Annotated in this window: 21 protein-coding genes and 1 tRNA gene; 16 read left to right on the top strand and 6 right to left on the bottom strand. The window is 32.9% G+C overall.

Annotation, left to right across the window (positions count from 1 at the left end):
- Nucleotides 1–32 precede the first annotated feature (32 nt).
- Genes HNV08_RS01455 through HNV08_RS01445 form a run of 3 tightly spaced genes read right to left on the bottom strand, consistent with a single transcriptional unit; the run spans nt 33 to nt 1,824 of the window.
- Nucleotides 33–377, bottom strand: a complete 345-nt coding sequence (locus tag HNV08_RS01455; RefSeq protein WP_173279331.1) for a HopJ type III effector protein — start codon at nt 375–377, stop codon at nt 33–35.
- A 4-nt stretch (nt 378–381) separates the two neighbouring features.
- On the bottom strand, nt 382–1,056 hold the full coding sequence (rsmI, locus tag HNV08_RS01450; protein ID WP_173279330.1) for a 16S rRNA (cytidine(1402)-2'-O)-methyltransferase: 675 nt from the start codon (nt 1,054–1,056) through the stop codon (nt 382–384).
- Between the two features lie 12 nt (nt 1,057–1,068).
- Complete coding sequence (locus tag HNV08_RS01445; RefSeq protein WP_173279329.1) at nt 1,069–1,824, bottom strand: hypothetical protein; 756 nt, start codon at nt 1,822–1,824, stop codon at nt 1,069–1,071.
- Between the two features lie 92 nt (nt 1,825–1,916).
- Here HNV08_RS01445 and HNV08_RS01440 point away from each other — a divergent pair, with 92 nt between their 5' ends.
- The 9 genes from HNV08_RS01440 to HNV08_RS01400 all read left to right on the top strand — a co-directional run bounded on the left by HNV08_RS01440 (nt 1,917) and on the right by HNV08_RS01400 (nt 14,498).
- The gene (locus tag HNV08_RS01440) at nt 1,917–2,564 is read left to right on the top strand and encodes a thymidine kinase (RefSeq protein WP_173279328.1); all 648 of its coding nucleotides are present in this window, start codon (nt 1,917–1,919) and stop codon (nt 2,562–2,564) included.
- Nucleotides 2,557–3,669 (top strand): alanine racemase, encoded by a 1,113-nt coding sequence (alr, locus tag HNV08_RS01435; protein WP_173279327.1) that lies wholly within the window; start codon nt 2,557–2,559, stop codon nt 3,667–3,669. The genes HNV08_RS01440 and alr overlap by 8 nt, the downstream gene beginning before the upstream one ends.
- 73 nt (nt 3,670–3,742) lie before the next feature.
- Entirely contained in the window at nt 3,743–4,144 is a 402-nt protein-coding gene (gene mscL, locus HNV08_RS01430; protein ID WP_173279326.1) for a large conductance mechanosensitive channel protein MscL, read from the top strand.
- 185 nt (nt 4,145–4,329) lie between these two features.
- Nucleotides 4,330–5,319, top strand: a complete 990-nt coding sequence (locus HNV08_RS01425; protein WP_173279325.1) for an aspartate-semialdehyde dehydrogenase — start codon at nt 4,330–4,332, stop codon at nt 5,317–5,319.
- Between the two features lie 200 nt (nt 5,320–5,519).
- Nucleotides 5,520–7,685 carry a prolyl oligopeptidase family serine peptidase gene (locus tag HNV08_RS01420; protein WP_173279324.1) on the top strand — a complete coding sequence of 722 codons (2,166 nt, stop codon included), beginning with the start codon at nt 5,520–5,522 and terminating at the stop codon, nt 7,683–7,685.
- Nucleotides 7,686–7,716: 31 nt separating this feature from the next.
- On the top strand, nt 7,717–9,786 hold the full coding sequence (locus HNV08_RS01415) for an HAD family hydrolase (RefSeq protein ID WP_173279323.1): 2,070 nt from the start codon (nt 7,717–7,719) through the stop codon (nt 9,784–9,786).
- Nucleotides 9,787–9,932: 146 nt separating this feature from the next.
- Nucleotides 9,933–11,009: a hypothetical protein gene (locus HNV08_RS01410; RefSeq protein WP_173279322.1), complete on the top strand. Its 1,077-nt coding sequence runs from the start codon at nt 9,933–9,935 to the stop codon at nt 11,007–11,009.
- A 10-nt stretch (nt 11,010–11,019) separates the two neighbouring features.
- Complete coding sequence (locus HNV08_RS01405; RefSeq protein ID WP_173279321.1) at nt 11,020–13,491, top strand: FG-GAP-like repeat-containing protein; 2,472 nt, start codon at nt 11,020–11,022, stop codon at nt 13,489–13,491.
- Between the two features lie 92 nt (nt 13,492–13,583).
- The gene (locus HNV08_RS01400; RefSeq protein ID WP_173279320.1) at nt 13,584–14,498 is read left to right on the top strand and encodes an ABC transporter ATP-binding protein; all 915 of its coding nucleotides are present in this window, start codon (nt 13,584–13,586) and stop codon (nt 14,496–14,498) included.
- Here the strand turns inward: HNV08_RS01400 and HNV08_RS16405 are convergent.
- Nucleotides 14,484–16,214, bottom strand: a complete 1,731-nt coding sequence (locus tag HNV08_RS16405; protein WP_173279319.1) for a phytanoyl-CoA dioxygenase family protein — start codon at nt 16,212–16,214, stop codon at nt 14,484–14,486. The two genes, HNV08_RS01400 and HNV08_RS16405, sit on opposite strands and share 15 nt — an antisense overlap.
- A 2-nt stretch (nt 16,215–16,216) precedes the next feature.
- Nucleotides 16,217–18,520 (bottom strand): CAP domain-containing protein, encoded by a 2,304-nt coding sequence (locus HNV08_RS01390; RefSeq protein ID WP_173279318.1) that lies wholly within the window; start codon nt 18,518–18,520, stop codon nt 16,217–16,219.
- A 165-nt stretch (nt 18,521–18,685) separates the two neighbouring features.
- Between HNV08_RS01390 and HNV08_RS01385 the strand changes: the two genes are divergently transcribed.
- The 7 genes from HNV08_RS01385 to HNV08_RS01355 all read left to right on the top strand — a co-directional run bounded on the left by HNV08_RS01385 (nt 18,686) and on the right by HNV08_RS01355 (nt 25,530).
- Nucleotides 18,686–19,285: a hypothetical protein gene (locus HNV08_RS01385; protein ID WP_173279317.1), complete on the top strand. Its 600-nt coding sequence runs from the start codon at nt 18,686–18,688 to the stop codon at nt 19,283–19,285.
- A gap of 457 nt (nt 19,286–19,742) precedes the next feature.
- Nucleotides 19,743–20,453: a peptide chain release factor H gene (prfH, locus tag HNV08_RS01380; protein WP_173279316.1), complete on the top strand. Its 711-nt coding sequence runs from the start codon at nt 19,743–19,745 to the stop codon at nt 20,451–20,453.
- A 4-nt stretch (nt 20,454–20,457) separates the two neighbouring features.
- Nucleotides 20,458–20,994: a hypothetical protein gene (locus HNV08_RS01375; protein ID WP_173279315.1), complete on the top strand. Its 537-nt coding sequence runs from the start codon at nt 20,458–20,460 to the stop codon at nt 20,992–20,994.
- 47 nt (nt 20,995–21,041) lie between these two features.
- Nucleotides 21,042–21,362, top strand: a complete 321-nt coding sequence (locus HNV08_RS01370; protein ID WP_173279314.1) for a hypothetical protein — start codon at nt 21,042–21,044, stop codon at nt 21,360–21,362.
- 151 nt (nt 21,363–21,513) lie between these two features.
- Nucleotides 21,514–21,597: transfer RNA gene (locus HNV08_RS01365), tRNA-Tyr, on the top strand.
- A 765-nt stretch (nt 21,598–22,362) separates the two neighbouring features.
- Entirely contained in the window at nt 22,363–23,463 is a 1,101-nt protein-coding gene (locus HNV08_RS01360) for a slipin family protein (RefSeq protein WP_173279313.1), read from the top strand.
- A gap of 654 nt (nt 23,464–24,117) precedes the next feature.
- On the top strand, nt 24,118–25,530 hold the full coding sequence (locus HNV08_RS01355; RefSeq protein ID WP_173279312.1) for an RtcB family protein: 1,413 nt from the start codon (nt 24,118–24,120) through the stop codon (nt 25,528–25,530).
- Nucleotides 25,531–25,638: 108 nt separating this feature from the next.
- Here the strand turns inward: HNV08_RS01355 and HNV08_RS01350 are convergent, their stop codons facing one another.
- The gene (locus HNV08_RS01350) at nt 25,639–26,088 is read right to left on the bottom strand and encodes a 3-oxoacyl-ACP synthase (protein ID WP_173279311.1); all 450 of its coding nucleotides are present in this window, start codon (nt 26,086–26,088) and stop codon (nt 25,639–25,641) included.
- Nucleotides 26,089–26,126 lie beyond the last annotated feature (38 nt).

Genomic DNA, 26,126 nt, shown 5'->3' with positions numbered 1-26,126 from the left:
ATTAGATCCTGAAATAAATTCAGGATTACAAGTTACTTCTTTTTTAGTGGAAAGTCTTTAAAACTTAAGCTGTCAAAACCAGTTTTTATAAAGTTTCTTATGTTTAAATGACCAATACCAGATGGATTTTCTAGCACATCTTCAAAATAATATTTGCCAAAACATGCCAAGGTTTCTTCTTTACTTAAATTCTGATCTATTGCAAAAGCAAATAATTTACAAGAGCCTGAATTTTGATCTTCTATATTTTCTATTGGTCCATTAGTAAAAGCAGTAGGCGTAAACTCATAATACTCTTTTATGATCATCATGGTTTCAAAAAACTCAACCTGTCTTGGGTTAGATTTAAGCTTTTCTTTGAAGTCTTCTAAATTCATAATTTTATTTACTTTTTCCACCAACGATTATTACAATTTCGCCTTTAGGTGGCTTGTTGGTGTAGTGTTCTAATACTTCTTTTGCTGTACCTCTTATGGTTTCTTCGTAGAGTTTGGTTATTTCGCGAGAAACTGAAACTGGTCTGTCTTCTCCAAAATACTCGCAAAAATGCCCTAAGGTCTTCACTAATTTGTGTGGACTTTCATAAAAAATCATGGTTCTGGTTTCTTCAGCTAACAGTAAAAAACGTGTTTGCCGTCCTTTTTTAACAGGTAAAAAACCTTCAAAAACAAACTTATCATTAGGCAAACCACTATTTACTAAAGCTGGCACAAAAGCGGTTGCGCCTGGTAAACAATCTACTTCAATATGGTTTTCTACGCATGCTCTTACTAATAAAAATCCTGGATCTGAAATAGCTGGTGTGCCAGCATCACTAATGACGGCAATGGTTAAACCGGCTTTTAATTTTTCTACCAATTGATTAACCGTTTTATGCTCGTTATGCATATGATGGCTTTGCATCTGTGTAGTGATTTCAAAATGCTTTAAAAGTTTCCCTGAAGTTCTGGTGTCTTCGGCCAAAATTAAATCCACGGTTTTTAAAACCTCAACAGCTCTAAAAGTAATGTCTTTTAAATTTCCTATTGGTGTTGGGACAAGGTAGAGTTTGCTCATCTAATAAATATATTAACTAAACTTCCCTTCTACCAAATCCATAAAACGTGTTTCAAACTCCTCTTTTCCAACCCAATTATTATAGTCTGGTTTAACCATTTCTAAAATTAATTGTTTCGTATCTTCCAAAGAATGCATGGTGTTAATCTGAGAAATTACACGATCGTAATCTTCATTTTTACCATCAAATAAGTGCTTTATAAATGCCAATTTATCATTTAGTCCAATATTGAGGCGTTTTCCTTTTAACTTGTCATTTAGTGATTTCTTTGCAGATTCTGCCTCACGTTTTTTAGCGTCTTCAATAGGCTCAAATTCTGGCATATCTTCAAAACCAGAGGTAATATTTTCAAACTCAATTGTTGTGGCAGGCGTTTCAACCTCTTGCGATAACGCTTTTTCTAATACAGGATCTATGGGTTTTGTTTCTTGTGGCATATGCTCAAACATATCCTTAATCTTTGTCATCACAGGTTCTATAATTTCATCATCTTCAACCTCATCTACGTTGACGTATGTTTTATTTTCAACTTCAATATTATCACTAACTTTATTGTTAAATGCTGTATCTAACATATCAAAAAACGAGGAATCATTACCAATAGTTGGCATACGTTCTTCAAAATTTTCTTGGGCGAATTTTAAAACCGTTAATTTCTCATAAAGCTTAGAAACTTCCGCATGCAAGAGATCAACATCCTCTCGTCCTTTTAGTTTTAGAATCCTATGTGCTATGCTAACTAATTCTGATTCTAATTTCTTTTTCATCTTTTCGTAAGTTTTACTTTTGATTTTTAATAAATTTGCGAGACCTTTATACAAAACGAAGATACACTTCGATTTAGTGCTAAAATTACAAAATGTTTCTCGAAAATACAGTAAATCAGAAAGAACAATTTGGGTGGATTGAAGTCATCTGCGGATCGATGTTCTCTGGCAAGACCGAAGAATTAATCCGAAGACTTAAGCGTGCTCAATTTGCAAAACAAAAGGTTGAAATTTTTAAACCAGCTGTAGATGTGCGTTATGATGAAGAAATGGTAGTATCTCATGATGCTAACGAAATCCGTTCCACACCTGTACCTGCTGCTGCCAATATTCCCATTTTAGCGGATGGTTGTGATGTTGTAGGTATTGACGAGGCTCAGTTTTTTGATGATGAAATTGTTAGAATTTGTAACGATTTAGCCAATAAAGGTATTAGAGTCATAGTAGCCGGATTAGATATGGACTTTAAGGGCAACCCATTTGGACCAATGCCATACTTAATGGCCACTGCAGAATATGTCACTAAAGTACACGCTGTATGCACCAAAACAGGAAATTTAGCACAATATAGTTACAGAAAAGCATTAAGCGATGATTTGGTTTTACTTGGTGAAGTCGATGAATACGAACCGCTCAGTAGAGCTGCTTATTACAAAAGTATACAACGCGATAAAATCCGTCAATTAAAAGTAAACGATGCTAAAGAATTAGATTCTAAAGACCCAAATAAAAATGTCTAAAGCACTAGAAACGGTTCTTGAAATTGATTTAAGTGCGCTAACACATAATTTCAATTACATAAAATCAAAACTACAACCAGACACTAAATTTTTAGCTGTAGTTAAGGCATTTGCGTACGGAAGTGATTCTGTAATTGTTGCAAAACATCTCGAAACCTTAAACGTAGATTATTTTGCTGTCGCCTATGTAAAAGAAGGTGTTGCTTTAAGAGATGCTGGAGTTACTTCACCCATTTTAGTACTTCATCCTCAATCATTAAATTTTAAAACACTTATTGAGCGTTGCCTAGAACCAAGTATCTATAGCCATCATGTCTTAGATGAATTTATTAAAATTGCAGAGACGCAATCTCAACAAAAATATCCTGTACATATTAAGTTTAATACAGGTTTAAATCGGTTAGGGTTTTTAGAACATGATGTTGAAGCTATTGTTTCAAAACTTGAAAACACATCTTCAATTATTGTAAAATCCGTGTTTTCACATCTTGCTGCAAGTGAAGATTCTAAGGAACTCGCATTTACTCAACTTCAAATAAAAAAATTTAAATCTATTTCTGAAAAGTTTAAAGAAAAACTAAAGTTGCAACCATGGTTTCATATTTGTAACACCTCTGGAATACTTAATTATCGTGAAGCCCATTTAGATATGGTAAGATCTGGTATTGGCTTATATGGATTTGGAAATTCTGCACAAGAAGACAAAAATCTTAAACCTATCGCTAGTTTAAAATCTGTAATATCACAGATACATAGTATTGAAAACGAGGAAACCGTTGGCTATAATAGAGCGTATAACGCAACGAGCAATGAAAAAACGGCAACAATACCAATTGGGCATGCAGATGGCATTAATCGTATTTATGGTAATGGCAATGGTTTTGTTATAATCAATGGCAAAAAAGCGCCGATCATTGGCAACGTTTGTATGGATATGATAATGGTAAACATTACTAATATAGAATGTAAAGAAGGAGATGAAGTTATCATCTTTAATTCTGAAAATACAGCAAGTAACTTATCGCAATCTGCAAAAACCATTTCATACGAAATTATAACATCTGTTTCTCAACGTGTTAAGCGCATCGTCATTGATGCAAAATAAATTTTTAATTTTAACTTTTAACTTTTTTATACTACATTTGTTAGCTAATTACTAACTAATAACTATTGAAATTATGTTAAAAGAATTTAAGAATTTTATCATGACAGGCAACGTTGTAGAATTTGCAGTTGCTGTTATCATGGCTGGTGCCATTGGAGGCGTTGTTACCGGATTTGTTAACAATATCGTTATGCCAGTTGTAGGTCACTTTTCTGGTGGTATGGACTTCGCAGACAAAAAAATCGTCTTAGACGAGGCAATCGTAGATGCTGCAGGTGCAGTTACAACTCCTGAAAACGCAATAATGTGGGGAAGTTGGGTAAATACCATCATCAACTTACTAATTGTTGGGTTTGTTATGTTCATCATAGTGAAAGCATACAATAAAACTAAAGCGCCAGCAGAAGAGCCAGCACCAGCAGGACCATCTGAAGTTGATTTATTAACTGAGATTAGAGATGCTTTAAAAAAATAAAACACGTATAGCGACACCGCTACACTATATTTTAATAACCAAACCCAGATAATTATTGTCTGGGTTTTTTTATGCAAATGTTAAATAGTTAACATTTTGTTTTTTATTGTTATAAGCCAAAGTTAAATTAAAAAAAAGAGGTTTTTTATGTAGCTTTGCTTAGAATTTATTTAAAAAATTAAAAAATGAAAGTAGCTATCGTAGGCGCAACAGGTTTAGTAGGAAATGTAATGCTTAACGTTTTAGAAGAACGTAATTTCCATGTAGATGAATTATTATTAGTCGCTTCTGAGCGTTCAGTAGGTAAAAAAATAAAATTCAAAGGGAAAGATATTGCTGTAATTAGTATTCCTTCTGCTATTGAGGCAAAACCAGACATTGCATTGTTTTCTGCTGGAGGCTCTACTTCATTAGAATGGGCTCCTAAATTTGCAGAAGCTGGTACCACTGTAATTGATAATTCTTCAGCATGGAGAATGGATCAAACTAAAAAACTTGTTGTTCCAGAAATTAATGCCAATGAGTTAACAAAAACAGATAAAATTATTGCTAACCCAAACTGCTCAACCATACAAATGGTAATGGCATTAGCGCCATTACACAAAAAATATAAAATTAAACGAATCATCGTTTCAACATATCAATCCGTTTCTGGAACAGGCGTAAAAGCTGTAGAACAATTAGAAAACGAAATTGCAGGTAAAGAAGGTGATATGGCTTATCCTTACCCAATTCATAAAAATGCAATTCCGCATTGTGATGTTTTTGAAGATAATGGCTACACCAAAGAAGAAATGAAATTGGTTAATGAAACTCAAAAAATATTAGGTGATCGTTCTATTGCAGTAACAGCTACTGCTGTAAGAATACCAACAGCAGGTGGACATAGTGAAGCTATTAACGTAGAGTTTGAAAACGAATACGACATAGCTGAAGTTAAAGAACTTCTTAACAGTACAGATGGTGTAACCATTCAAGATAATTTAGACACCAATACCTATCCTATGCCAATGTATGCTCATGGTAAAGATGATGTCTTTGTTGGACGAATAAGACGCGATGGTTCACAACCAAATGCGCTTAACCTTTGGGTGGTAAGTGACAACCTTAGAAAAGGTGCAGCAACAAACACCGTACAGATAGCAGAATTCCTTGTTAATAATGATTTAGTATAAGAAATATTAATAATATAGTCGAAACTCAAAATAGCGATAAATTCGTGTGTTTCAACTAATTAATTAATTATATTGCTATAATTATTTTTATATTGCACTCCCCTTTTACCTTTAATATTTTCGTCTTTTGGTACTGACCAGAAGACGAAAATATTATCTTTGAAATAACGAATTTGTTATATTTCAAAAAAACCATATTTATGAAAAAATTACTTCTAGTTGCTTTGGCACTATGTATTTTTGTTTCTTGTAAAAACGAAACCGAAAATTTGAAAACAATTAGTGTAAATTACCCAGAAACCAATAAGATAAATGTTGTAGACACCTTATTTGGTGAGGCCGTTGTAGACCCTTATCGCTGGTTAGAAGATGATAAGAGCAAAGAAACCGAAGCATGGGTAAAAACTCAGAACATCAGCACTTTTGGCTATTTAGATAATATTCCATATCGTGAAGAATTAAAAGAAAGACTTACCAAACTTTGGAATTACGAAAAAATTGGTTCGCCTTTTAAAGAAGGAGATTACACCTATTTCTATAAAAATGATGGTTTACAAAACCAATATGTAATTTACAGATATAAAACAGGAGATGATCCGAGTACAGCAGAAGTATTTTTAGACCCAAATACCTTTAAAGAAGATGGCACCATTTCATTAGGTGGAACGAGCTTTTCTAAAGACGGAAAAACACTAGCGTATTCTATTTCTGAAGGCGGAAGTGATTGGAGAAAAATTCTTATAATGGATACCGAAACTAAAGACATCATAGAAGATACTTTAGTAGATATAAAATTTAGTGGCATGTCTTGGTATAAAAACGAAGGCTTTTACTACTCTAGTTACGACAAACCAAAAGGAAGTGCGTTATCTGCAAAAACAGATCAACATAAGGTGTACTACCACAAGCTTGGCACTAAACAATCACAAGACCAATTAATTTTTGGTGGCACACCTGAAGAAAAACATAGATATATCTATGGTGGTGTTACCGAAGATGATCATTATTTAGTGATTTCTCCACGTGTTTCAACCTCTGGAAATAAACTTTACATAAAAGACTTAACCAAACCAAGTGCGCCATTGATTGAAATTTTAGGACACACAGATTCAGATACAAATATCATAGAAAATGTAGGTTCTAAGCTTTATATAATGACAAACTTAGGTGCGCCAAATGAAAAAATAGTTACCGTTGATGCCTCTAACCCAACACCAGAAAATTGGGTGGATTTTATTCCTGAAACCGAAAACGTTTTAACCCCTTCAACTGGTGGTGGTTACTTTTTTGCAAATTATATGGTTGACGCTGTTTCTAAAGTATTGCAATATGATTATAATGGTAAATTAGTACGAGAAATAGAATTGCCTGGTGTAGGTAGTGCTAGAGGATTTGGCGCAAAGAAAAAAGATGCAGAACTATATTATTCTTTTACAAACTATGTAACACCTGGAAGCATTTATAAATATAATATTGAGAAAGGAACTTCTGAATTATATAGAAAACCAGACATCGATTTTAATCCAGATCATTATACTAGCAAACAAATTTTTTATAAATCTAAGGATGGTACAAAAGTGCCAATGATTATAACACACAAAAAAGGTCTTGAACTTAATGGTAAAAACCCAACCATTCTTTATGGATATGGTGGATTTAATGTGAGTTTAACACCAAGTTTTAGCATTGCCAATGCCGTTTGGATGGAGCAAGGCGGAATTTATGCAGTGCCTAACTTACGAGGTGGTGGAGAATATGGAAAAGCATGGCATGATGCAGGTACTAAACTTCAAAAACAAAATGTATTTGATGATTTTATTGCGGCTGCAGAATATTTAATTTCTGAAAATTATACCTCTTCAGATTATTTAGCCATTAGAGGAGGCTCTAATGGAGGCTTATTAGTTGGTGCAACGATGACACAACGCCCAGATTTAATGAAAGTGGCATTACCAGCTGTAGGTGTTTTAGATATGCTTCGTTATCACACATTTACTGCAGGAGCAGGTTGGGCTTACGATTATGGAACTGCGGAAGACAGCAAAGAAATGTTTGACTATCTCAAAGGCTATTCACCAGTACATAATGTAAAAGAAGGTGTAAAATATCCAGCAACAATGGTAACAACAGGAGATCATGATGATCGTGTAGTACCAGCACACAGTTTTAAATTTGCTGCAGAATTACAAAGTAAACAATCAGGTAACAACCCAACACTTATAAGAATTGAAACCGATGCTGGGCATGGTGCAGGAACACCTGTTAGCAAAACAATTGAGCAGTATGCAGATATCTATGGATTTACACTTTACAATATGGGATATGAAGTGTTGCCGTCTAAAACAGAAGAAAAAGTAAAAGGGTAATATTAACTAGCTATTAATTAAAACAAGTTCATTGTCACTTAAACCACTTCATAAACAACTCAAAGAGAAAAAAATAAAATTTCTTTTTACGGATTATTACGATACTATTCTCCATAGAAAAGTACATCCAAACTACACACAGCGTATTTGGGCGAAACTTATGATTAAGGAGATGGGATTGTCTGCCTCTATTGATGAGCTATATTTTACAAGACAAGCTTCAGTAAAGTACTTAATAAAAAAACTAAGTCTTGAAGATGTTGAAATTCCTTACCATGCGTTACAAAATGAAATTTGCAAGCGTTTAATCAATGCAGACATAATTTCTATAAACGAAAAGGATGAATTTCTTTCACTTTTTGAGGCTGCAGATGTAAGAGCAGAATCTAGTGTACAATATTTAAACCAAGATGTTTTAGATACCATAAAGTATTTTAAATCTCAAGGCGGAAAAATCATTTTGGTATCCGATTTTTATGGGTCTAAAACTTTATTCGAAAAGCTATTAAGACATCATGGTATTTTAGATTTGTTTGACCATGTTTATAGTTCAGCAGAATTAGAAAAAAGTAAACACAAAGGTTCAATTTACCAACCTATTCTTTCAGAATTATCTATTGATGCCAATGAGGTCATGATGATTGGTGATAATTTAAGAAGTGATTATACCAATGCCATAAAAAATGGATTGAATGCTTATCAACTTCCACACAAAAAATATCTAAAAAAGAATAAACGAAACAACTTCGGTAACGACAAAAAGCGTTTAAATAAAATTGTAACTCAAGTTTACAAAAAAGCGCAAAGCAGTGTGTCAATACCTTATACAGAATATATAATGCATTATCATACGTTTGTGGAAAGAATGTATGAAACTGCTAAAAAACAAAACTTAAAAGATTTGTTCTTTTTATCGCGAGAGGGACAATACCTAAAAAAACTATTCGATTCGTATCAAGACTTTACAGCCTTAGATGACAGTAAAAAAATTAATACACATTACTTAAAAATATCGAGGCAAGCATCGCTTCAAATTGCATTAAAGGAACTCGACCAGGAAGATTTTGGGTATTTACAAAAAAAATATTACAACCTTTCTCCAGAAGATTTTCTTTTTACCATTAATTGCCCTGAAGATTTAACCGCTAAAATTATCAGTGAAATACAGGTTGAAGGCAAAACAGTAATTGAACAATTTTTTAAATCTTCGTGTTTTCAAGATTTAAAAGACAACAAAACATTTATATCATATTATAATGCGCATCGACAAGAAAGTCACGATGCGTTTAAAGCCTATATCCATTCCTTTAATTCTAATATTGAAACCAATGGAATTGCACTTGTAGATATTGGTTGGGGAGGCACCATGCAAGAATCCATTTATAAGTTTTTTGAAGGAAAAATTCCAGTAACGGGTTACTATTTAGGTTTAGGTGAAATTTATGATATTCAACCTAAAACGCAACGTTATGGACTTAATTTTTCTTTGCTTCCATACGTCAATTATAATGATCGTATATTAATGGCAAACATGCAACTGTATGAGCAATTCTCAGCAGCAGATCATGGAAGTGCATTAGGCTATCGTTTAAATGAAGAAAACTATTCTTTTGAGTATCATAAGCCTGAAGAAAAATGGCTGTATGATAACCACATAAAAGCACATCAAGATGAAATGTTAAAGCTACACAAAATGCTTTTAACAACTTTAGAGCCTTTATGCTATAGCCAAGAAGACATGCAAGATGCTATTTCTAAGATGGCTTTAAAAGTTGGTCTATTACAAAAAACCAGAAAAATAAAATTTTTAGAAACTCTGAGTCATGGCTTTTATCAAAATGTAGGAGACAATAAGGTAGGAATTACTTACAGTCCTCCAAAAATAAATAGTCCTATAAAAAGTGTCATTAGTTTTATAATGACACCAGAAAAATATTTTAGATACCTAGTAAAACTTAAGCCATTACTTTATAATAAAAGTAAACTAATTGCCTTTTTTGCGCCTATGTATTTCATTTACCTCTATTTTAGATTTAATAAATATATTAGGTTTAACGTATTAAATCGATTCTTTCTTTTAAAATATAATATGTTTAAATAGATCTAAAAACACGCTCATATTTATATTATTTTTAATAATAAATTGAAGTTAGACAAAAAAAGCTTAAGTTTAAATTCAATTTAGTCTCCGTTTAAGGTAGGATTATTTTGTTCTCAACTGTTTTATTAATGTTGTAAAAGCAGTGCATGAAAAAAAATTACTTTGTCTTACTTCTTTCTCTTTTTCTGCTCTATGCCTGCGGAAAAGATGATGGTATAACACCATTAGATACTGCATCAATTGTTAATTTTGATTTAGCAAATATGCCTTACCCTTTACTTTCAGAATATCAACTATTTGAGAATGATATTAAAGATCTAGAACCTACAAATAGTGTTATTCCTTATGCTCTAAATTCATCATTATTTAGTGATTATGCTAAAAAACAACGTTTTCTATGGATGCCAATAAACAGTAAGGCTTCATATATAAGTGATGACCAGGTTTTAGACTTTCCTCTCGGCACTATTTTAGTTAAAAACTTTTATTTTGACAACGTTCTACCAGAAAACACTCGCCAAATCATTGAAACTAGATTAATGATTAAAAAACAAGACGGATGGACCTTTGCAAACTATGTCTGGAATACTGAACAAACCGAAGCCGTTTTGGATATGAATGGCAGTACTGTAGATTTACAATGGCAACAAGAAGATGAAGTAAAATCTGTTCAGTATAGAATTCCTTCTGGAGCAGAATGCCACACATGTCATAAAGTATTAGAAACACCAAAACCTATAGGTCCAAAACCAAGAAACTTAAATTTAAGTTATAACTATAGCGATGGTTATTCAAATCAATTAAATAAATTAGTAGACCTTGGTTACTTAGAAAACACGTTGCCTAATACTATAGCCAAATTACCAAACTATAATGATAGTGATGAAACATTAGAACTGCGTGTAAGAGCATACGTAGATGTTAACTGTGCACATTGTCATTCTGAAGAAACACATTGCGCCTACAGACCCTTAAGATTTGATTTCTCAGACACACACAACCCAACCAATTTAGGTGTTTGTGTAGAAGCAGATACAGACCTTGGTTTTGACTTAGGTCATATCGTAGAATCTGGAGATGCAAGAAATTCGGTATTATATTATAGAATAAATTCCGTGGAACCTTCAGACAGAATGCCACTTTTAGCGCGATCTATTGTCCATAAAGAAGGTGCAGAATTAATTGAAGAATGGATCAACACTTTAAACTCTAACTGCAACTAAAAAATCTGATATGAAAAAACCATTACTATTCGCAATTCTTTTAGTCTTATTTTCTACTATTGGCTTTGCCCAGCAAATACAGCAATCTGCAGATTGGCCAAACAGTCAATGGACGTTATCTGGTTCTTATGATACCAATTACCTTTATGAAGATCCTACAGGAACAAGTGAATCGTTCTCTTTTGATGATAATCTTGCAGGTGGTTCTTCTGTAAATAATGTCGCAGTGGAATCTCCAGTAATTAATTTAAATTCTGCCTTTACAGCTAACGAAACAGAATTATTTGTTTCATTTCAATATGTTTTAAATATTTATCAAGCAGAAACACTACACCTTCAATATTGGGATAATGACGCCAGCGAATGGACAAATTGGGGAAGTCAATTATCAGAAAACTCATCTAGTACTGTAAATTTTTGTAACGGTACGTCATCGTCTTATATCAGTGATGAATTAGATATTTCAAATTTTTCTAGCACTCAATTATCCGGATTTAAATATCGAATATTTTATAATGACAATACATCCTTTGGTTGGGGATTTTGTGTTAATTCTGTTAATATTGTTTCTAGTGCACCACCAGCTTGTCCAAGTATTAATTCATTAACCATTAATAATATCACTGCAACATCGGCTGATGCAAGTTGGATAGCAGGAGATACTGAAACCAATTGGGAAGTAGCAGTATATCTTGCATCAGAGCCACTTCCATCTTCTGGAGTACCAACGGCTTCAAGTCTTTATACTATTACAAATTTATTACCAGAATCCGATTATATAGTTTGTGTAAGAGCCGATTGTAATGTAGAAGGTTATAGTGGTTGGGAATGTCAAAGTTTCACAACAGGTGTAGACACATCTGGTTTTCCTGTAATATTTACTGCTAACCCAATTAATACAACAGGATCTTACGATATTGCTTTAGTGGATTTAAATGGCGACTTTTTAGATGATGTTGTATCGGTTAGTTCAAGTAATATTAATATACACTATCAATTGTTCTCAGGCGGATTTAATGTTGTAAATATTGCGACATCACAAGCAGATTTTGCACCAAATTGGAGCTTAGCGGCTGGTGACTTTGATAGAAATGGATATAATGATTTATTATATGGTGGTTTTGGTGGTGTAACTTTTATGCGTGCTAATAATACAGGAACTGCTTATACCGAAATTTCAGGATCGGATTATGTTTTTTCCCAACGCTCTAATTTTATAGATATAAATAATGATGGTCATTTAGATGCTTTTGTATGCCATGATGTAGAACCAAATGTCTATTACATCAATGATGGTTCTGGCAATTTAACTTTTTATCAAGGACAAAGTCCTGGGGTTTTACCTAATGGCTTAGGATTAACACCTGGAGGCGGTAACTACGGAACGGTTTGGATTGATTATGATAACGATAGAGATATGGACATGTTTATTGCTAAGTGTCGTGGTGGCTCAACAACGATTAGTACAAACGAGTTATGGAGAAATGATGGCAATGGTGTGTTTGTTAATGTCGCAGATACAGGTTGGTATAACACCAATTATCCGGGAAATGGTCATAACAACAGTTCTAATTTAGGCGACAATGTACAAACCTGGTCTTCTGCTTGGGCAGATTTTGATAATGATGGCGATATGGATGTTTATGTTGGTGCAAGTAGTAGTACAAACGGACTCTCTAAATTAATGCAAAACAATGGCGACGGCACTTTTACAGACGTCACTTCTGGATCTGGCGTAAATACTGCACCAATGGGCATAGAAAATGCACCTGCAGATTTTGATAATGATGGCTTTGTAGACATCTTAACAAATGGTGATATATTATTTAATAATGGCGATTTTACATTTACAAATTATTCTGAAAACATGCCACAAAGTGGTGCCATTGGTGACACCAATAATGATGGGTTTTTAGATGTTTTTCGTAGTGGCAATATTTATTTAAATAATACGAACGCAAATAATTGGATTAAAATAAACACCATTGGTACTACAAGTAATATCAACGGCATTGGTGCAAGGGTAGAATTAGAAACCCCAACCGGAACTCAAATAAGAGATGTAAGAAGTGGTGAAGGTTTTGAATATATGAGTTCATTAACAACACATTTTGGAATAGGAACTAACACAACTATTAATAGTATCACTATATATTGGCCATCTGGAAATGTAGATTATATTGAAAATCCTGCAATAAATACAACACACAACATTACAGAAGGTTCAGCGCTAAGTGTTATTGATGAAACTTTAGCAGATCTTTCTATCTATCCTAATCCTGTAGAAGACGAATTAAATATTGAAACAACTGCTGATATTACCAACAAAATAGCAACCGTTTTTGATATTAATGGTAAACGCGTTCTTAACCTTAAATTGAATTCAACCATAGTTGATGTATCAAATTTAACAAGTGGTGTTTACTTTCTAAGATTAGAGTCTCACGGAAAAATTATGAAACGAAAATTTATAAAGAAATAACCTTGCTTATTTTAAAAATCAGAAGAAGCCGTTTGAGAAATCAAGCGGTTTTTTTATGCAATTTAATTTTTTGAAAGACCTATCTTTGCATTATGCTTCAAGTAAAACATGTCACTTTTGGGTATTCTAAAACTAAGGTTTTAAAAGCGGTTGACTTTAAAGTTGAAGCTGGAGAAAATCTTGCTATAATTGGCGAAAGTGGCTCAGGAAAAAGTACACTTCTCAAACTAATTTATGGCGAATACGATTTAAAACAAGGTCATATTTTCTGGAAAGACGAAGAAATTTTAGGTCCTAAACACAACTTAGTGATTGGTTACGATTTTATGAAATACGTGACTCAAGAATTCGACCTTATGCCTTTCATTACAGTCGAAGAAAATATTGGTAAATACCTGTCTCGTTTCTATCCTGAAGAAAAACAAAAGCGCACAGCAGAACTTATAAAAGTTGTAGAATTAGAAGCCTTTTCCAACACCAAAGTAAAATTACTCAGTGGAGGTCAAAAGCAGCGTGTAGCCATCGCGAGAGCCTTAGCAAAACAACCCGAAATTCTTCTACTAGACGAACCCTTTAGTCATATTGATAATTTTAAAAAACAATCGCTAAGACGAAGCGTTTTTAAATATTTAAAAGACAATAATATTGCTTGCGTTGTTGCCACACACGATAAAAATGATGTCCTTGGTTTTTCAGACCAATTACTCGTTATTCACGATTCTAAAATTATAGAAAAAGACACACCACAACACATTTACAACAACCCAAAAACACCTTTAATCGCCTCGTTTTTTGGAGAATTTAATGTCATTGCGCCTTTTGGAATTGTATATGCCAATCAAATTAAAATTGTAGCACAATCTAATTTAAAAGTAATTGTAAAAACGGCTTATTTTAATGGTAGTAACTGGTTAATTGAAGCCGAATATAAGTCAGAATCAATTTTTATTGAACATTCTGAGGAAATAAAATCAGGTACAGAAATTTACATTTCAATTGCCAAATAAATCTTCTCGCTCTGCATAACTCAAACCATTTGGAAGCTCTATAGACGAAAATTCTAAATGCAAAACGCGTCTTCTTTTTTGTACTGTTGTTTCAGAGGAAGCATGCAACACTAATGGTTTTAATAACTGAACACCACCTGAAGCAACTTCACTGACAAAAGGAATAGAATTAGTACTAATTAATTTAATGTCTTCAGTGCTTAACTGTTTGTTATGCGAACCAGGAATCACTTTCAGCGCACCATTTTTTACAGTAGTATCATCTAAATGTATACGCATAGAAAATGTGTTTTTAGAAATCGCTTCTGGTGGACGAACGCTAATCACACCTTTTTTATTGGTCCAAGACGTAAACCCGTCTGTTTCTATTTTTTCTAATACATTGATAGGCACATCTTGATGCCATGTTACATACCAATTATCTTTTGGCGATTTATCAAAATAAATGGCTTTGGTTAAAAAAGCGTTTCTATCAATCGATTTTACGAGTTTTTTAAAATTCTTGTTGAATAAAATTTCTTTCAGTTCTGGCATCTTATTTAACACTTCTCGCATACAAAAAGTGGGCTCGTTGTGTTCTCTAAAATAAGCGTCGAACCTAGTTTTTAATTTTCTAATATCGCGTTTTGTGTACACGTGGTTAAGTATTCCAAAACCTTTGTGTTCTAGTCGTTTTGCAATTGTTCTTAAGCTTTTATCATTAATTTCTGTTTCATAAGCATCAATAGCATCATATAAACGTTCTTTAATGTTTCGTTTTAAACGCTCTGGCGCAATTACTTTGATGCCTTCGCCTAAACCTAAAATCTCTTTTTCTAATTCAAAATTTAACTGCACATCTAAAGAAATGGTTACACCATAATAATCTCTACTCACTTCTTTTTGCGAGTGATGAAACGGCTTTGTTAGTACATATGGTGCTTGTTTGTGTGTCACATAAAGTAAAACGTGTTCTGGCTCTAAATTAGGACTCACAGAAACACCAATAGCATTGTTATAATAGTTTTCAATATCAAAATTATGGTCAATTACATAGGGCTTATCACTTTTTTTAATGGCAATAATTCTATCTAAAGCCAAATTCATAATGCCTTCATTTTTATTGCGTTTACCAATTAAAAACCAGCGATTTCTGTACTCTTTTAATAGATAAGCATGAAATAAAAAAGTGTTCTCTTTCCTTGCTTTAAACGATTGGTAAGTTATTTCTATCGTTTCTTTTTTTAATATAAATTGGTAAAGCGCATCTAAAAATTCTAAGCCTTTTAAATTATCGTTCTTTTCAAAATCTATTAGCGATTTTTCATGTGTTTTTTGTGTGTAAACATGGTCTTCTAATTTTTGAACCATACTTCCTAATTCCGAAAAATGAGAAAATCCTTGAAATTGTTTTAAAAACGAAACAGCCTCTGATAGTTTGGTTAAATCTTGATTAGATATTGGACTGTTTGTAATGCTATAATCTGCATCATCGTATTTGTAAAACTTTCGGTCGTAAACTACAATTGGTGCATTGTAACCTAACTTATCGCTACGCATCATTTGTAAATCTAATTGCACAGTACGTTTGCTTACATCAACATCTTTGCCTTCGTATTCATAAAGTGCATCAGAAACGGCTTCTATTAAATCATTCAGTGTCCATTGTCTAAACTGATTTTGAAGACATTTATCAATGGTTTTATATCTTATTAATGCGTTTTTATTTACTGCCATAATTATTGATTACATGTGTTACAAAACAGATTTTTCACACCATCTTGTCTTAAATTCTGAAAATCTTTATCTATCCATTTGCACCATCTTTCTTTATTGAATTTTATAGCCAAATGATGAAAATCTAACAATATACTTTCTTGACCTTCTTTACTGTAAGGCACAAAGGTTTGTAATAAGACAAATGCAGCATTTTCATCTAATTCATCATACTCGTAACGCCCATAAAGCTTTTCAATGGTCATGTGATACATACTCCAACGGTTAAAAAATAAACTTAAATCTGTATCATCTTGTATACTTTGTGACTGACTCTTAAAATAATCTGCTATAAAATCAAAGGATTCGTCAATTTTAGAACTGAAGTTTATTTGAGCATAATACTGAATACTAGCCATATGGTAGTTTAAAAACAACGGATTTACTTTATCTTCATTTTTATAACTTTCAAATAAAGGTTCTACTTTTTCAGGATGCATAACTTTAGAAAAATCATCTAAACTTGTATCCCAATCACTTAGTAATCGTCTTGAGGTAATTGCGTAAAGATTAAGTAGGTTTTTTTGAGCAGCTTCGGACAGTAACTCAGGTTTAGATAACCAATTTCTAACAAAAAATACAATGTTATCTAAGGAATAAAAGGAAACGTTCTTTAGTAGTAATGCAGATACATTTTGCACCAATTCTGGTTCATCAAATAAATAATCTAACACAAATTCTTCATACAAAAAAAGATTGCTTTCCTCTTTTAAATACATCTCTGCCAAAACTTTATTTACTAAATCATAGTTTTCATTTAATATGGCGTCTACTAAGTTATAATGTAGTACTAATGGGTCGTCTAATTTCCAATTTCCATTGAGGTAAATAATTGCCTTAGAACGTCGTTGTAAGCTGAGTGCTTCTTTCCAGAATTCATTTTTATTATCCGCTAAATATCGTTTTATCTTAGGTTTATTGTTACCTAAAGTATTTTCTAATCCCAATAATTCGGTTTGGTAATAGCATAATTCCCAATTTTCTTTGGCATCAATCTTAAAGGCTTCAGGTTTAATATTTAGTTGGTCTTTTAAATAATTCTTTATATAATCTGCACGTTTACTGTGAAGCATTTTGTTCGTTTTTGAATTACCATCTACAGAGGTATAACTTTTTATGTCTATGGAATGAATTTGCTCAGGTTCAACCTCAAGCATTGGATTTGTAACCGGAATGCTTTTTCCGCTTTTAAAATCAAAACTCACTTCATAAATACCATTTACACCCTTCGTTTTTAAAACAATTTTTGGTGTATAAATTTCAGGTTTAATATCTCTTAACGCATACCTTCGGCTTGGTATATAACAAGGAACGTTGTAACTACATTTTTTTCCGTCTTTAATTAAAATGATATTTGCACTTAGTTTTTTACCTCTAAGCTGTTCCGGAATTTCTCCTAGAGATACAATTATCCTTTTAGGGTTTTCTGCCGTATTATAGGCAAATAATTCATCTCTAAAAACGGGTTTTAGCATTACACCTTCGTAAATATCAGAAGCATCTAGTCTATTTTCCTGGCCACACATTAATTGATTTCTATCTATTAAATCTATAGCAAATCCATCATTTTTATTTTCAATAATTTCATGAAGATTTTCAACACTATGATAACCCAATATCACTTCATTATCAATAATTGTTAATCCATTACCAATGTTTATAATAATATTACTATTAGGTCCTACAAGGTCGTCGCAAGTGGCATCCGAAGACTGAACAGCAAATGCGTTATCAGAAAGTTGACCATCAATTATATGACCTTTTTTACCAAAAACATGTGTTGCAAAAACACGTTTGGTTGTTGTATGGTAACCAAATCCAAAATCGGCATAATAAAATGAATCCGAAATCATATTGGCATAATGACCTGGCGAATTACGCCAAGACTTAAACATCTCGTAAGCCAATCTTTCTAATTCAGATTTACTTAATGGTAGTTTTTTAGGTCTTGTATACAGAATGTTCTCTCCAATATTAGTAAATGACTTATTGTAATGAAAAACGCGCTCTTTTGGATTGGGAAAATCAGTATTATACTCTACATGATTAAGCGAATTACGACTAACCATATAATCCGTATGCAATTGTGCTGCTTTGACTAAATCAGGATGTCTTTTAAGTGGATGTTTCCCTTTTGCCTTTCTTAATACATTAATTTTTTCCGTTAAAAGTTCTGATAATTTTTCTTTATCTGAAGCTTTTAATTGTGCATTTACACATTGAAAACTACATAAAAATAAAAGGCTAAAACATAAAATGTATTTCATAAGATTGAGAGGGTTTAAAACTTAAATCACTAAACACACCACAACTTTAATGCCTGAGTAAAACAACTTATATTTTATTATAACGCCTGGTCTAATTTAAAACAAAAAACATACTACGCAAAAAGATTGCGCAACATCTAAAGACATTTGATTAAAATTAATAAAATGGAAACTTTAAAGCTGAAAATATTCGAAGTATTAGTTAATGATATAAGCATTGAAGAATTTGAAACATGGTTATATCATTCTGAAGAAATAATTTCAAAAATTAAAACGAACACTTTTATTTACCAGATAATAACTATTAATTATAAAAGTGAAAAATGGCGTATTCAACTTGAAGAACTCACATTCTCAAAATTCGATAAAGATGAATTAATTGTACTAATTATTGAAAAAGAATGTAACCGTATAATCCACACTGAAAACTATGATAAAATATACACTAGTCTAAGTAAAATAATGATGCATTTTGATTATGAATCAGAAACTAAAACTATGTGGAATTTCTTTAGTTTGTGGGATCAATTCGACTTAATTAAGCTGCAACACTACTCAGAAAGCACTTACTATTCAGATGTAAAACAATTAGCTTTAGAAACATATTCTTTATTAAAAACTTGCCAAAATATGAATCAGAAAAAGGCAATTTTAAAATCTGGAAAAACAGTATCTAAAACAATTCAAAACGTCGAAATAAATGAACCTAAATCTAAAAAAAAAGCGCTGTCAAAAAAATTATTTGCTTTTTTCAAAAAAAGTTAATACTTCGTATTAAGGGCATGAATTTTCTGAAACTGAAAAATTAAATTTTGTAAAGTCGAAAAAAAAGCTAAATATTTGCATCGCATTTCAACCAAAACATAAGTTGAATTAAAAATTAGAAACTATGAGTTTATTTATAACATATCAAAACTGTCCAGAAGGAATACCGCCTTTTGTGATGCTTCGTGATTATCGTTAGATAAACTTTTCAAATTTATAAATGAAAAATCCGAAGCCAATTAAAAACTGTTTCGGATTTTTTGTTTTCAGTCATTAGCAAACCTGCTAAGCACATTTCCACAAACAGTTATTACAAAAACAAGACACATGTTACATTGATGTTTTCTGTATTTATTACAGTCAAAATTTTCAATTATTACTTCATGTTGTCACTAATCAAAATATCTTAAAAGGTCTATAATTAGACACTTAAAGCTATTACTAGAGAAAACATATCATGGGAAAACCATTAACAAAAACTAAAATAATACAAATAACCTCTGGTCGAGGTCCAGCAGAATGCTGTTGGGTTGTCGCTCAGATTCTAAAACAATTTTTAGAAGCTGTAAAAGACAATGGCATTGATTACAAAATATTACAACGCGAAAAAGGCATTGAAAACATGACGTTGCAATCTGTTACAATTCAGCTCAAGGGCAAAAGCCTAAATGCATTTTTAAGTCAATGGATAGGCACAATTCAATGGATTGGAATTTCAAAATTTAGACCAAATCACAAACGTAAAAACTGGTTTGTTGGTTTGTACGAAGTAAGCAAAAGCGAACAATTTGAAATTCTTGAAAAAGATATTACCTATCAAGCCACTAAAAGTTCTGGACCAGGCGGACAACATGTAAACAAAGTGAGTTCTGCTATTAGAGCCATTCATCAACCAACCAAAACACAAGTGCTGGTTATGGATAGTCGCTCTCAACATCAAAACAGAAAAATAGCAAAAACACGCTTGCAAGAAAAAGTAACAGAACTACAATTAGACGCTTTAAAATCAGGCATAAAAAACCAATGGAAAAACCACTTATCAATAGAAAGAGGAAATCCTATTCAGGTTTTTAAAGGTTCAGATTTTAAAAGAAATGTAGTTGTAAAAGATTTTAAAAAACAACGATACGCACTAAAAAACGAATTGCGTAATCAATTAAATAATTAAAACCATGGACACTAATTTATTAAACAATTACGTGCTAAAAGCTATAGATGCTTATCCATACGAACTAGAAGAAACTGTAGAAAATCTAAACTACGCCTTATCCTACGAAGCCGATAATGCTTATGCTTTGTATTTAATGGGTCGTTTACAAGCCGAACAATTTGGCGATTATGAAAAAGCCAAGCAGTATTATGCAGAAGCTTTGGCTAATAAACTAGATTTTCACAAGGTGTATTCAAAATACATTCTGGTGTTAATGTGGAACGAAGATTACCAAGAAGCTCAAAAACTAATTGACTATGCATTAACCGTAAAAGGATTAAACAAAGGCGAAGTTTACTTGTTTCAAGGGCAACTTTATGAGATTCATCAAAAATATAAGAAAGCATTAAAAGCTTTAAAGCTATCAAAAAAGCACGTGTACAATAACAATTTTACCAGTTTCATCGATTCTGAAATTAAAAGAATCAAAAACAAAATGAAACCGAAAAAGACTAAAAAGTCTGAAAACAAAAAGAAGAAAAAAAAGAAAAACAATTGATTGTCATTACTGCGCAGGCAGGCATCCACAATTAAAAAATTAGAATTATGAAACGACAAGAATTACTAAAACGATTCCTAACAGGAACAGACAAAACAGGACGCTTTATAGTAAGTTCAAAAATTACAGGTATTACCTATTTTATAGAACCCATAGACAACGGAAAACCAGATAAACTTTGGGGAGACGTTGACCCAGCAACAAATAAACTCACTGGAGATTATGGAAACAAAACTATTGGAGCTGTAAAAGAACAAGACTCTTTAATCACTGAAAGCAATGGGTTTACAAACATTTTAACCTTCAAAGGAAGTCCCTTAGGCGTAATAGATAGTAGAGATAAAATGTATGAACGCAATAAAATTTAAAAAATATTTTACTACGCAAAAACATTGCGCAACAGTGTACAATATTTGCAGAGTAATTAATAAAAAGTCTTTTTGGAATCAGACTTTAAAGTAGTGCTCTGCCAGAACGAGGCATCTGGCAGAGCTTCATAAAAGTTCTTTAAAATTATTAGGAAGCATTGAGCAATTGGTTGGCTCGCCTGACTGTAAATCAGGTCTTTTATTAAGCTTGTAGGTTCGAGCCCTACTGCTTCCACATCAAGCAAGTCTTGTTAAGTGTTTCAGTATAGCACTATTGTATAAATCCTTACCAAATGGTATGAGGTTTTTATATTCAACTTGACTTGATACCAACGGGTTATTTGGTAAATAATAACCACCATCTATGTACACAGGTTCGAATCCTGTCTTCTCTAACGGGAAGTAGCTAAAGCGGTTATAGCAGTAGATTCAACATGTAGGTTCGAATCCTACCAAACCGAGTTTCGGTTTGTGGCGGAATTGGTAGACGCGCTGTATTTCGGTTACAGTTTAAAATGGACTTTTAATCCATATCGCAGAGCTGGTTATCTCACAAAACTAACCACCAAGTGTGCCACACTTTAAATGGCAAAACAAAGTGAACTAAAACTCGCGAGTGCAATACGTTGCAAATGCAGTCTAGAAACACCTTGAAATACTGATGTATTAAAAGTTGTTTTAGGTTTTCTTTTAAAGATTCATTTTTCAATAAACGACTCAACAATGGTTGCTTCAAAATTGATAAATCGTCTGAAGAACAAAGCTTAAAAACCCTTTAAATCGCAAGTATTTCCGTAGTTAGAAAGATGGTTTTCTTTCACTTTGTTAGTGAAACCCATTTTTGAAAAGTCTTTGGACGAATTCAAAATTGATGGTTGAACTAATCCCGCTGAAAAGCGGGATTTTATTGAATAGTCATTCTCACAAAGAGAATTCTATTATAAATGTTTAACCGTTCTGAAATAAAAAATAAAAACTTCAGAACAAAAAATTAGAAATCATGTATAGAGTAAGAATTCATGCAGGTACAGTAGGTTTAGTGTTTAAAAACGGTAATTACGCTCGCGTTATTACAGCAGGAAAACATTGGATAAATTTTAGAGAGCAAGTCTTAAAATACGACTTATCACAAGCTTTCAGTGCACCAAAAGCATTAGAAATCTTGCTTAAAGATGAGGCTTTAGCCAACATGTTGCACGTTGTAGAAGTAAAGGATAACGAAATTGTCTTGCTTTACGAAAACAACAACTTTAAATGCGTATTAAAAGCTGGTCGTTACACCTTCTGGAAGGGTTTAATAAACTACAAATTTGTCACAGCAGATTTAAGTAAAATCGAAATCACAGAAGACATTAAAAACGTCTTGTTTAGCACTATGCAATTGCGTCCATACATTAGAACCTTTGAAGTTGCTGCATATGAACGCGCCATTATGATTGTTAACGACGCGTTTGTTAAAACCTTAGAACATGGTACATATCATTTCTGGAGAAACGAACAAACCATTAAAATCTCTAAAGCAGATATGCGTCAGTTGCAATTAGAAGTTGCAGGTCAGGAATTATTGACTAAAGACAAAGCAACCGTTCGTATTAACTTCTATGCACAATACAAAGTAACCAATGTAGAAACTGCGTTAATGCATAGCAAAGATTACGAAAAGCAATTGTACATTATTTTGCAATTAGCATTGCGCGCCTTTGTTGGTGCTTACACTTTAGACGAATTGTTAGAGCAAAAGGAAACGATTGCCAAAGCCGTTTTAGAAGATGTAAAAACACAGGCCAACAAGTTAGGTGTAAATGTGTTGCATGCTGGTTTACGAGACGTTATTTTACCAGGCGACATGAAAGAGATTATGAATCAAGTATTGATTGCTCACAAAAAAGCGCAGGCTAATGTGGTCACAAGACGAGAAGAAACAGCCTCTACAAGAAGCTTGTTAAATACCGCGAAATTAATGGAAGACAACAGCATGTTGTTCAAGTTAAAAGAGATGGAATATGTTGAGAAAATTGCCGACAAAATTGGCGAAATCACAGTAGCCGGAAACGGAAACGTTATTGAACAATTAAAGGACATTTTCTCTGTGAATAAGTAAATTCTAAATCCTGCAAGGTTTCAAAAACCTTGTAGGTTTATTTTCAAATTACAATTCATACCTACAAGGTCAAAAAAGACCTTGCAGGATAAAAAATAAAAAAGGATGCTTGAGTAATCGCTAAAGCAGAGCAAGGAAATATATAAACACAAGTAAAAGAACAAAAAGAAGGATTTAAAAACTTAAATAAGTAAATATTCAAGTCCCATATCAATTCATAGAATTGAACGTCAAGGCGCATAATAGATGAAGAAAAGCTTCGAAATCAGGAGAACGCAGTTCGACGCGAAGTTTTCAAATCGGTTTCAGTTTGAAAAACTGAAAATTCCTTGGCTTGACCGTGATTTTTTGGTTCGTTTACTCGTGAATTTTCATTTTATGGAACTCGTGATGTGCTTCGCAGTTTGTATCAAGACAAAATGAACGTAAAGAAAAAAATGAACGAAAGGTAAAAAACAATAATACCTACAAGAATAGATACTGAATCAAGTTCAGCACATGCCTTGCAGGATAAAAAACCAACTACGCAAAAACAATGCGTAACACACTATAATATTTGTAGTGTTATTGACAATTTATTGTCATTCCGCACTTAATGCGGAATCTATAAAAAACTATTAATTAAAAAAAATCCCACTTTCACGGGAAATGAATATGAAAACAAATACAAAATTAACTGGTCACGATTTATTAGCCTTAGGTTACAAACAAGGCAAATGGATGAAAGACGCCTTAACTTATATCAACAAAAATGAATTAAAAGGCGACGCCTTAAACACATATTTAGAGCAATTTAAATCGCCAGACCCAATAGCATTACATAAAACACCTATTGAATTTTCAATTAACATTAAAGCAGAAAACGACTTAGAAAAAGTCAATGTTGATCACGTCATTAACTCCATGCAAACCTTAATGAAAACACCAACATTAGTAGATGGTGCTATTATGCCAGATGCTTGTCCTGCTGGTCCAGATGGAACCATTCCGGTTGGAGGTGTTGCAGTGGCCAAAAACGCCATTCATCCTGGCATGCATAGCGCAGATATTTGTTGTTCTGTAATGCTAACCGATTTTGGTAAAGTAGCACCAAAAGATATTTTAGATGCAGCACATACCATTACTCATTTCGGACCTGGTGGTCGCGATAGAGATTCACAGTTTAGATTTCCTAAGGCACTTTTAGACGCTTTTGAATCTAATTATTTGTTAAACGATGGTAATATGATTCAAATCGCAAGGTCTCATTTAGGAACCCAAGGCGATGGTAACCATTTCTTGTTTGTTGGAACCTCTAAAAAAACAGGAAATACCATGTTGGTTACACATCATGGTTCAAGAGGCCCTGGAGCACGTTTGTACACAAAAGGCATGAAAATAGCGGAACGTTTCAGAAAAGAATTATCGCCAGACACGAAGAAACAAAATGCTTGGATTCCGTTTGAAACTGAAGAAGGACAAGCCTATTGGGATGCCTTGCAGATTATAAGAAATTGGACAAAAACCAATCATGAAGTATTGCATAATTCAATAGCTGAAACTTTAGAAATTAAAATTGAAAACAGATACTGGAACGAACATAACTTTGTCTTTAAAGATGGCGATTTATTTTATCATGCTAAAGGTGCCACACCATTAGATGCTAAGTTTATGCCAGATATTACAGGACCAAGATTGATTCCTTTAAACATGTCTGAACCTGTATTAATTGTTGAAGGACCTACCACAAGCACTAATTTAGGTTTTGCACCGCATGGCGCAGGTAGAAATGTGAGTAGAACACAACATAGAAAAAGCAAAACAGGTACAACTATGCAAATCTTTAAAGAAGAAACGCGTGGATTAGATATTCGGTTTTTTTCAAAAGAAATTGATATTACTGAGTTGCCATCGGCTTACAAAAACGCCAAAGCGGTTAGACAACAAATGGATGAGTTTAATCTAGGTAAAGTCATTGACGAAGTCATGCCTTATGGTTGTATTATGGCTGGCGATTGGCAGAAAAATGCACCTTGGAAGATTAGACGAGAGAAACGTAGAAACTCTAAAAAGAGAAATAGAAATTAATTTTTAAATAAGACCTGCTAGGTTTTAAAAACCTGCTAGGTCTAGGTCTAAAATTTAACCTTAGAAAGGGAAAAAGTGGGCTGACTTCGGTTGGTCTGCTTTTTTATTTTAAAAAACCTCAACTATCTTAAATTCATTCCCTCTAAAAATAATGGTATCATCATCACCTTTAGACAATAACAATTGTGCAATTGGTGTTGCCGCAGAAATGGCAAAAAACCTTGTATTATCCACAACTAATTTACCAGCACTTACAGCAATAAAATAATTGGCTTGTGTTGTTTTTATCACAGAACCTAATGCCACTTTTTGGTGTTTAGCTTCGACATTTATTTTTTGAAGGATTTGTTTTTGCTTTTCAATTTCTGCTAATTGATGGCCTGCTTTTTCGCGTTCTAATTGCAGCATGGCTCTTCCGGTTTCATGCTTATCACCAGCACTACTTTTGGTTTCGGACGTTAGAGATACTTGAATATCTGAAATGGTATTTTGTATCACTTCTAAACGGTTGTTTAAGAAGTCTTGGCATTGGCTATGTAATTGTTGTTTTATATTCATGGTGGTTTAAAAAGTAGATGTATGTCCATGCAGGCATA

Source organism: Winogradskyella eckloniae, assembly GCF_013249045.1.
GTDB lineage: Bacteria > Bacteroidota > Bacteroidia > Flavobacteriales > Flavobacteriaceae > Winogradskyella > Winogradskyella eckloniae.
The sequence above is the reverse complement of the archived record's forward strand: the minus strand, read 5'-3'. Positions and strand labels throughout refer to the sequence as shown.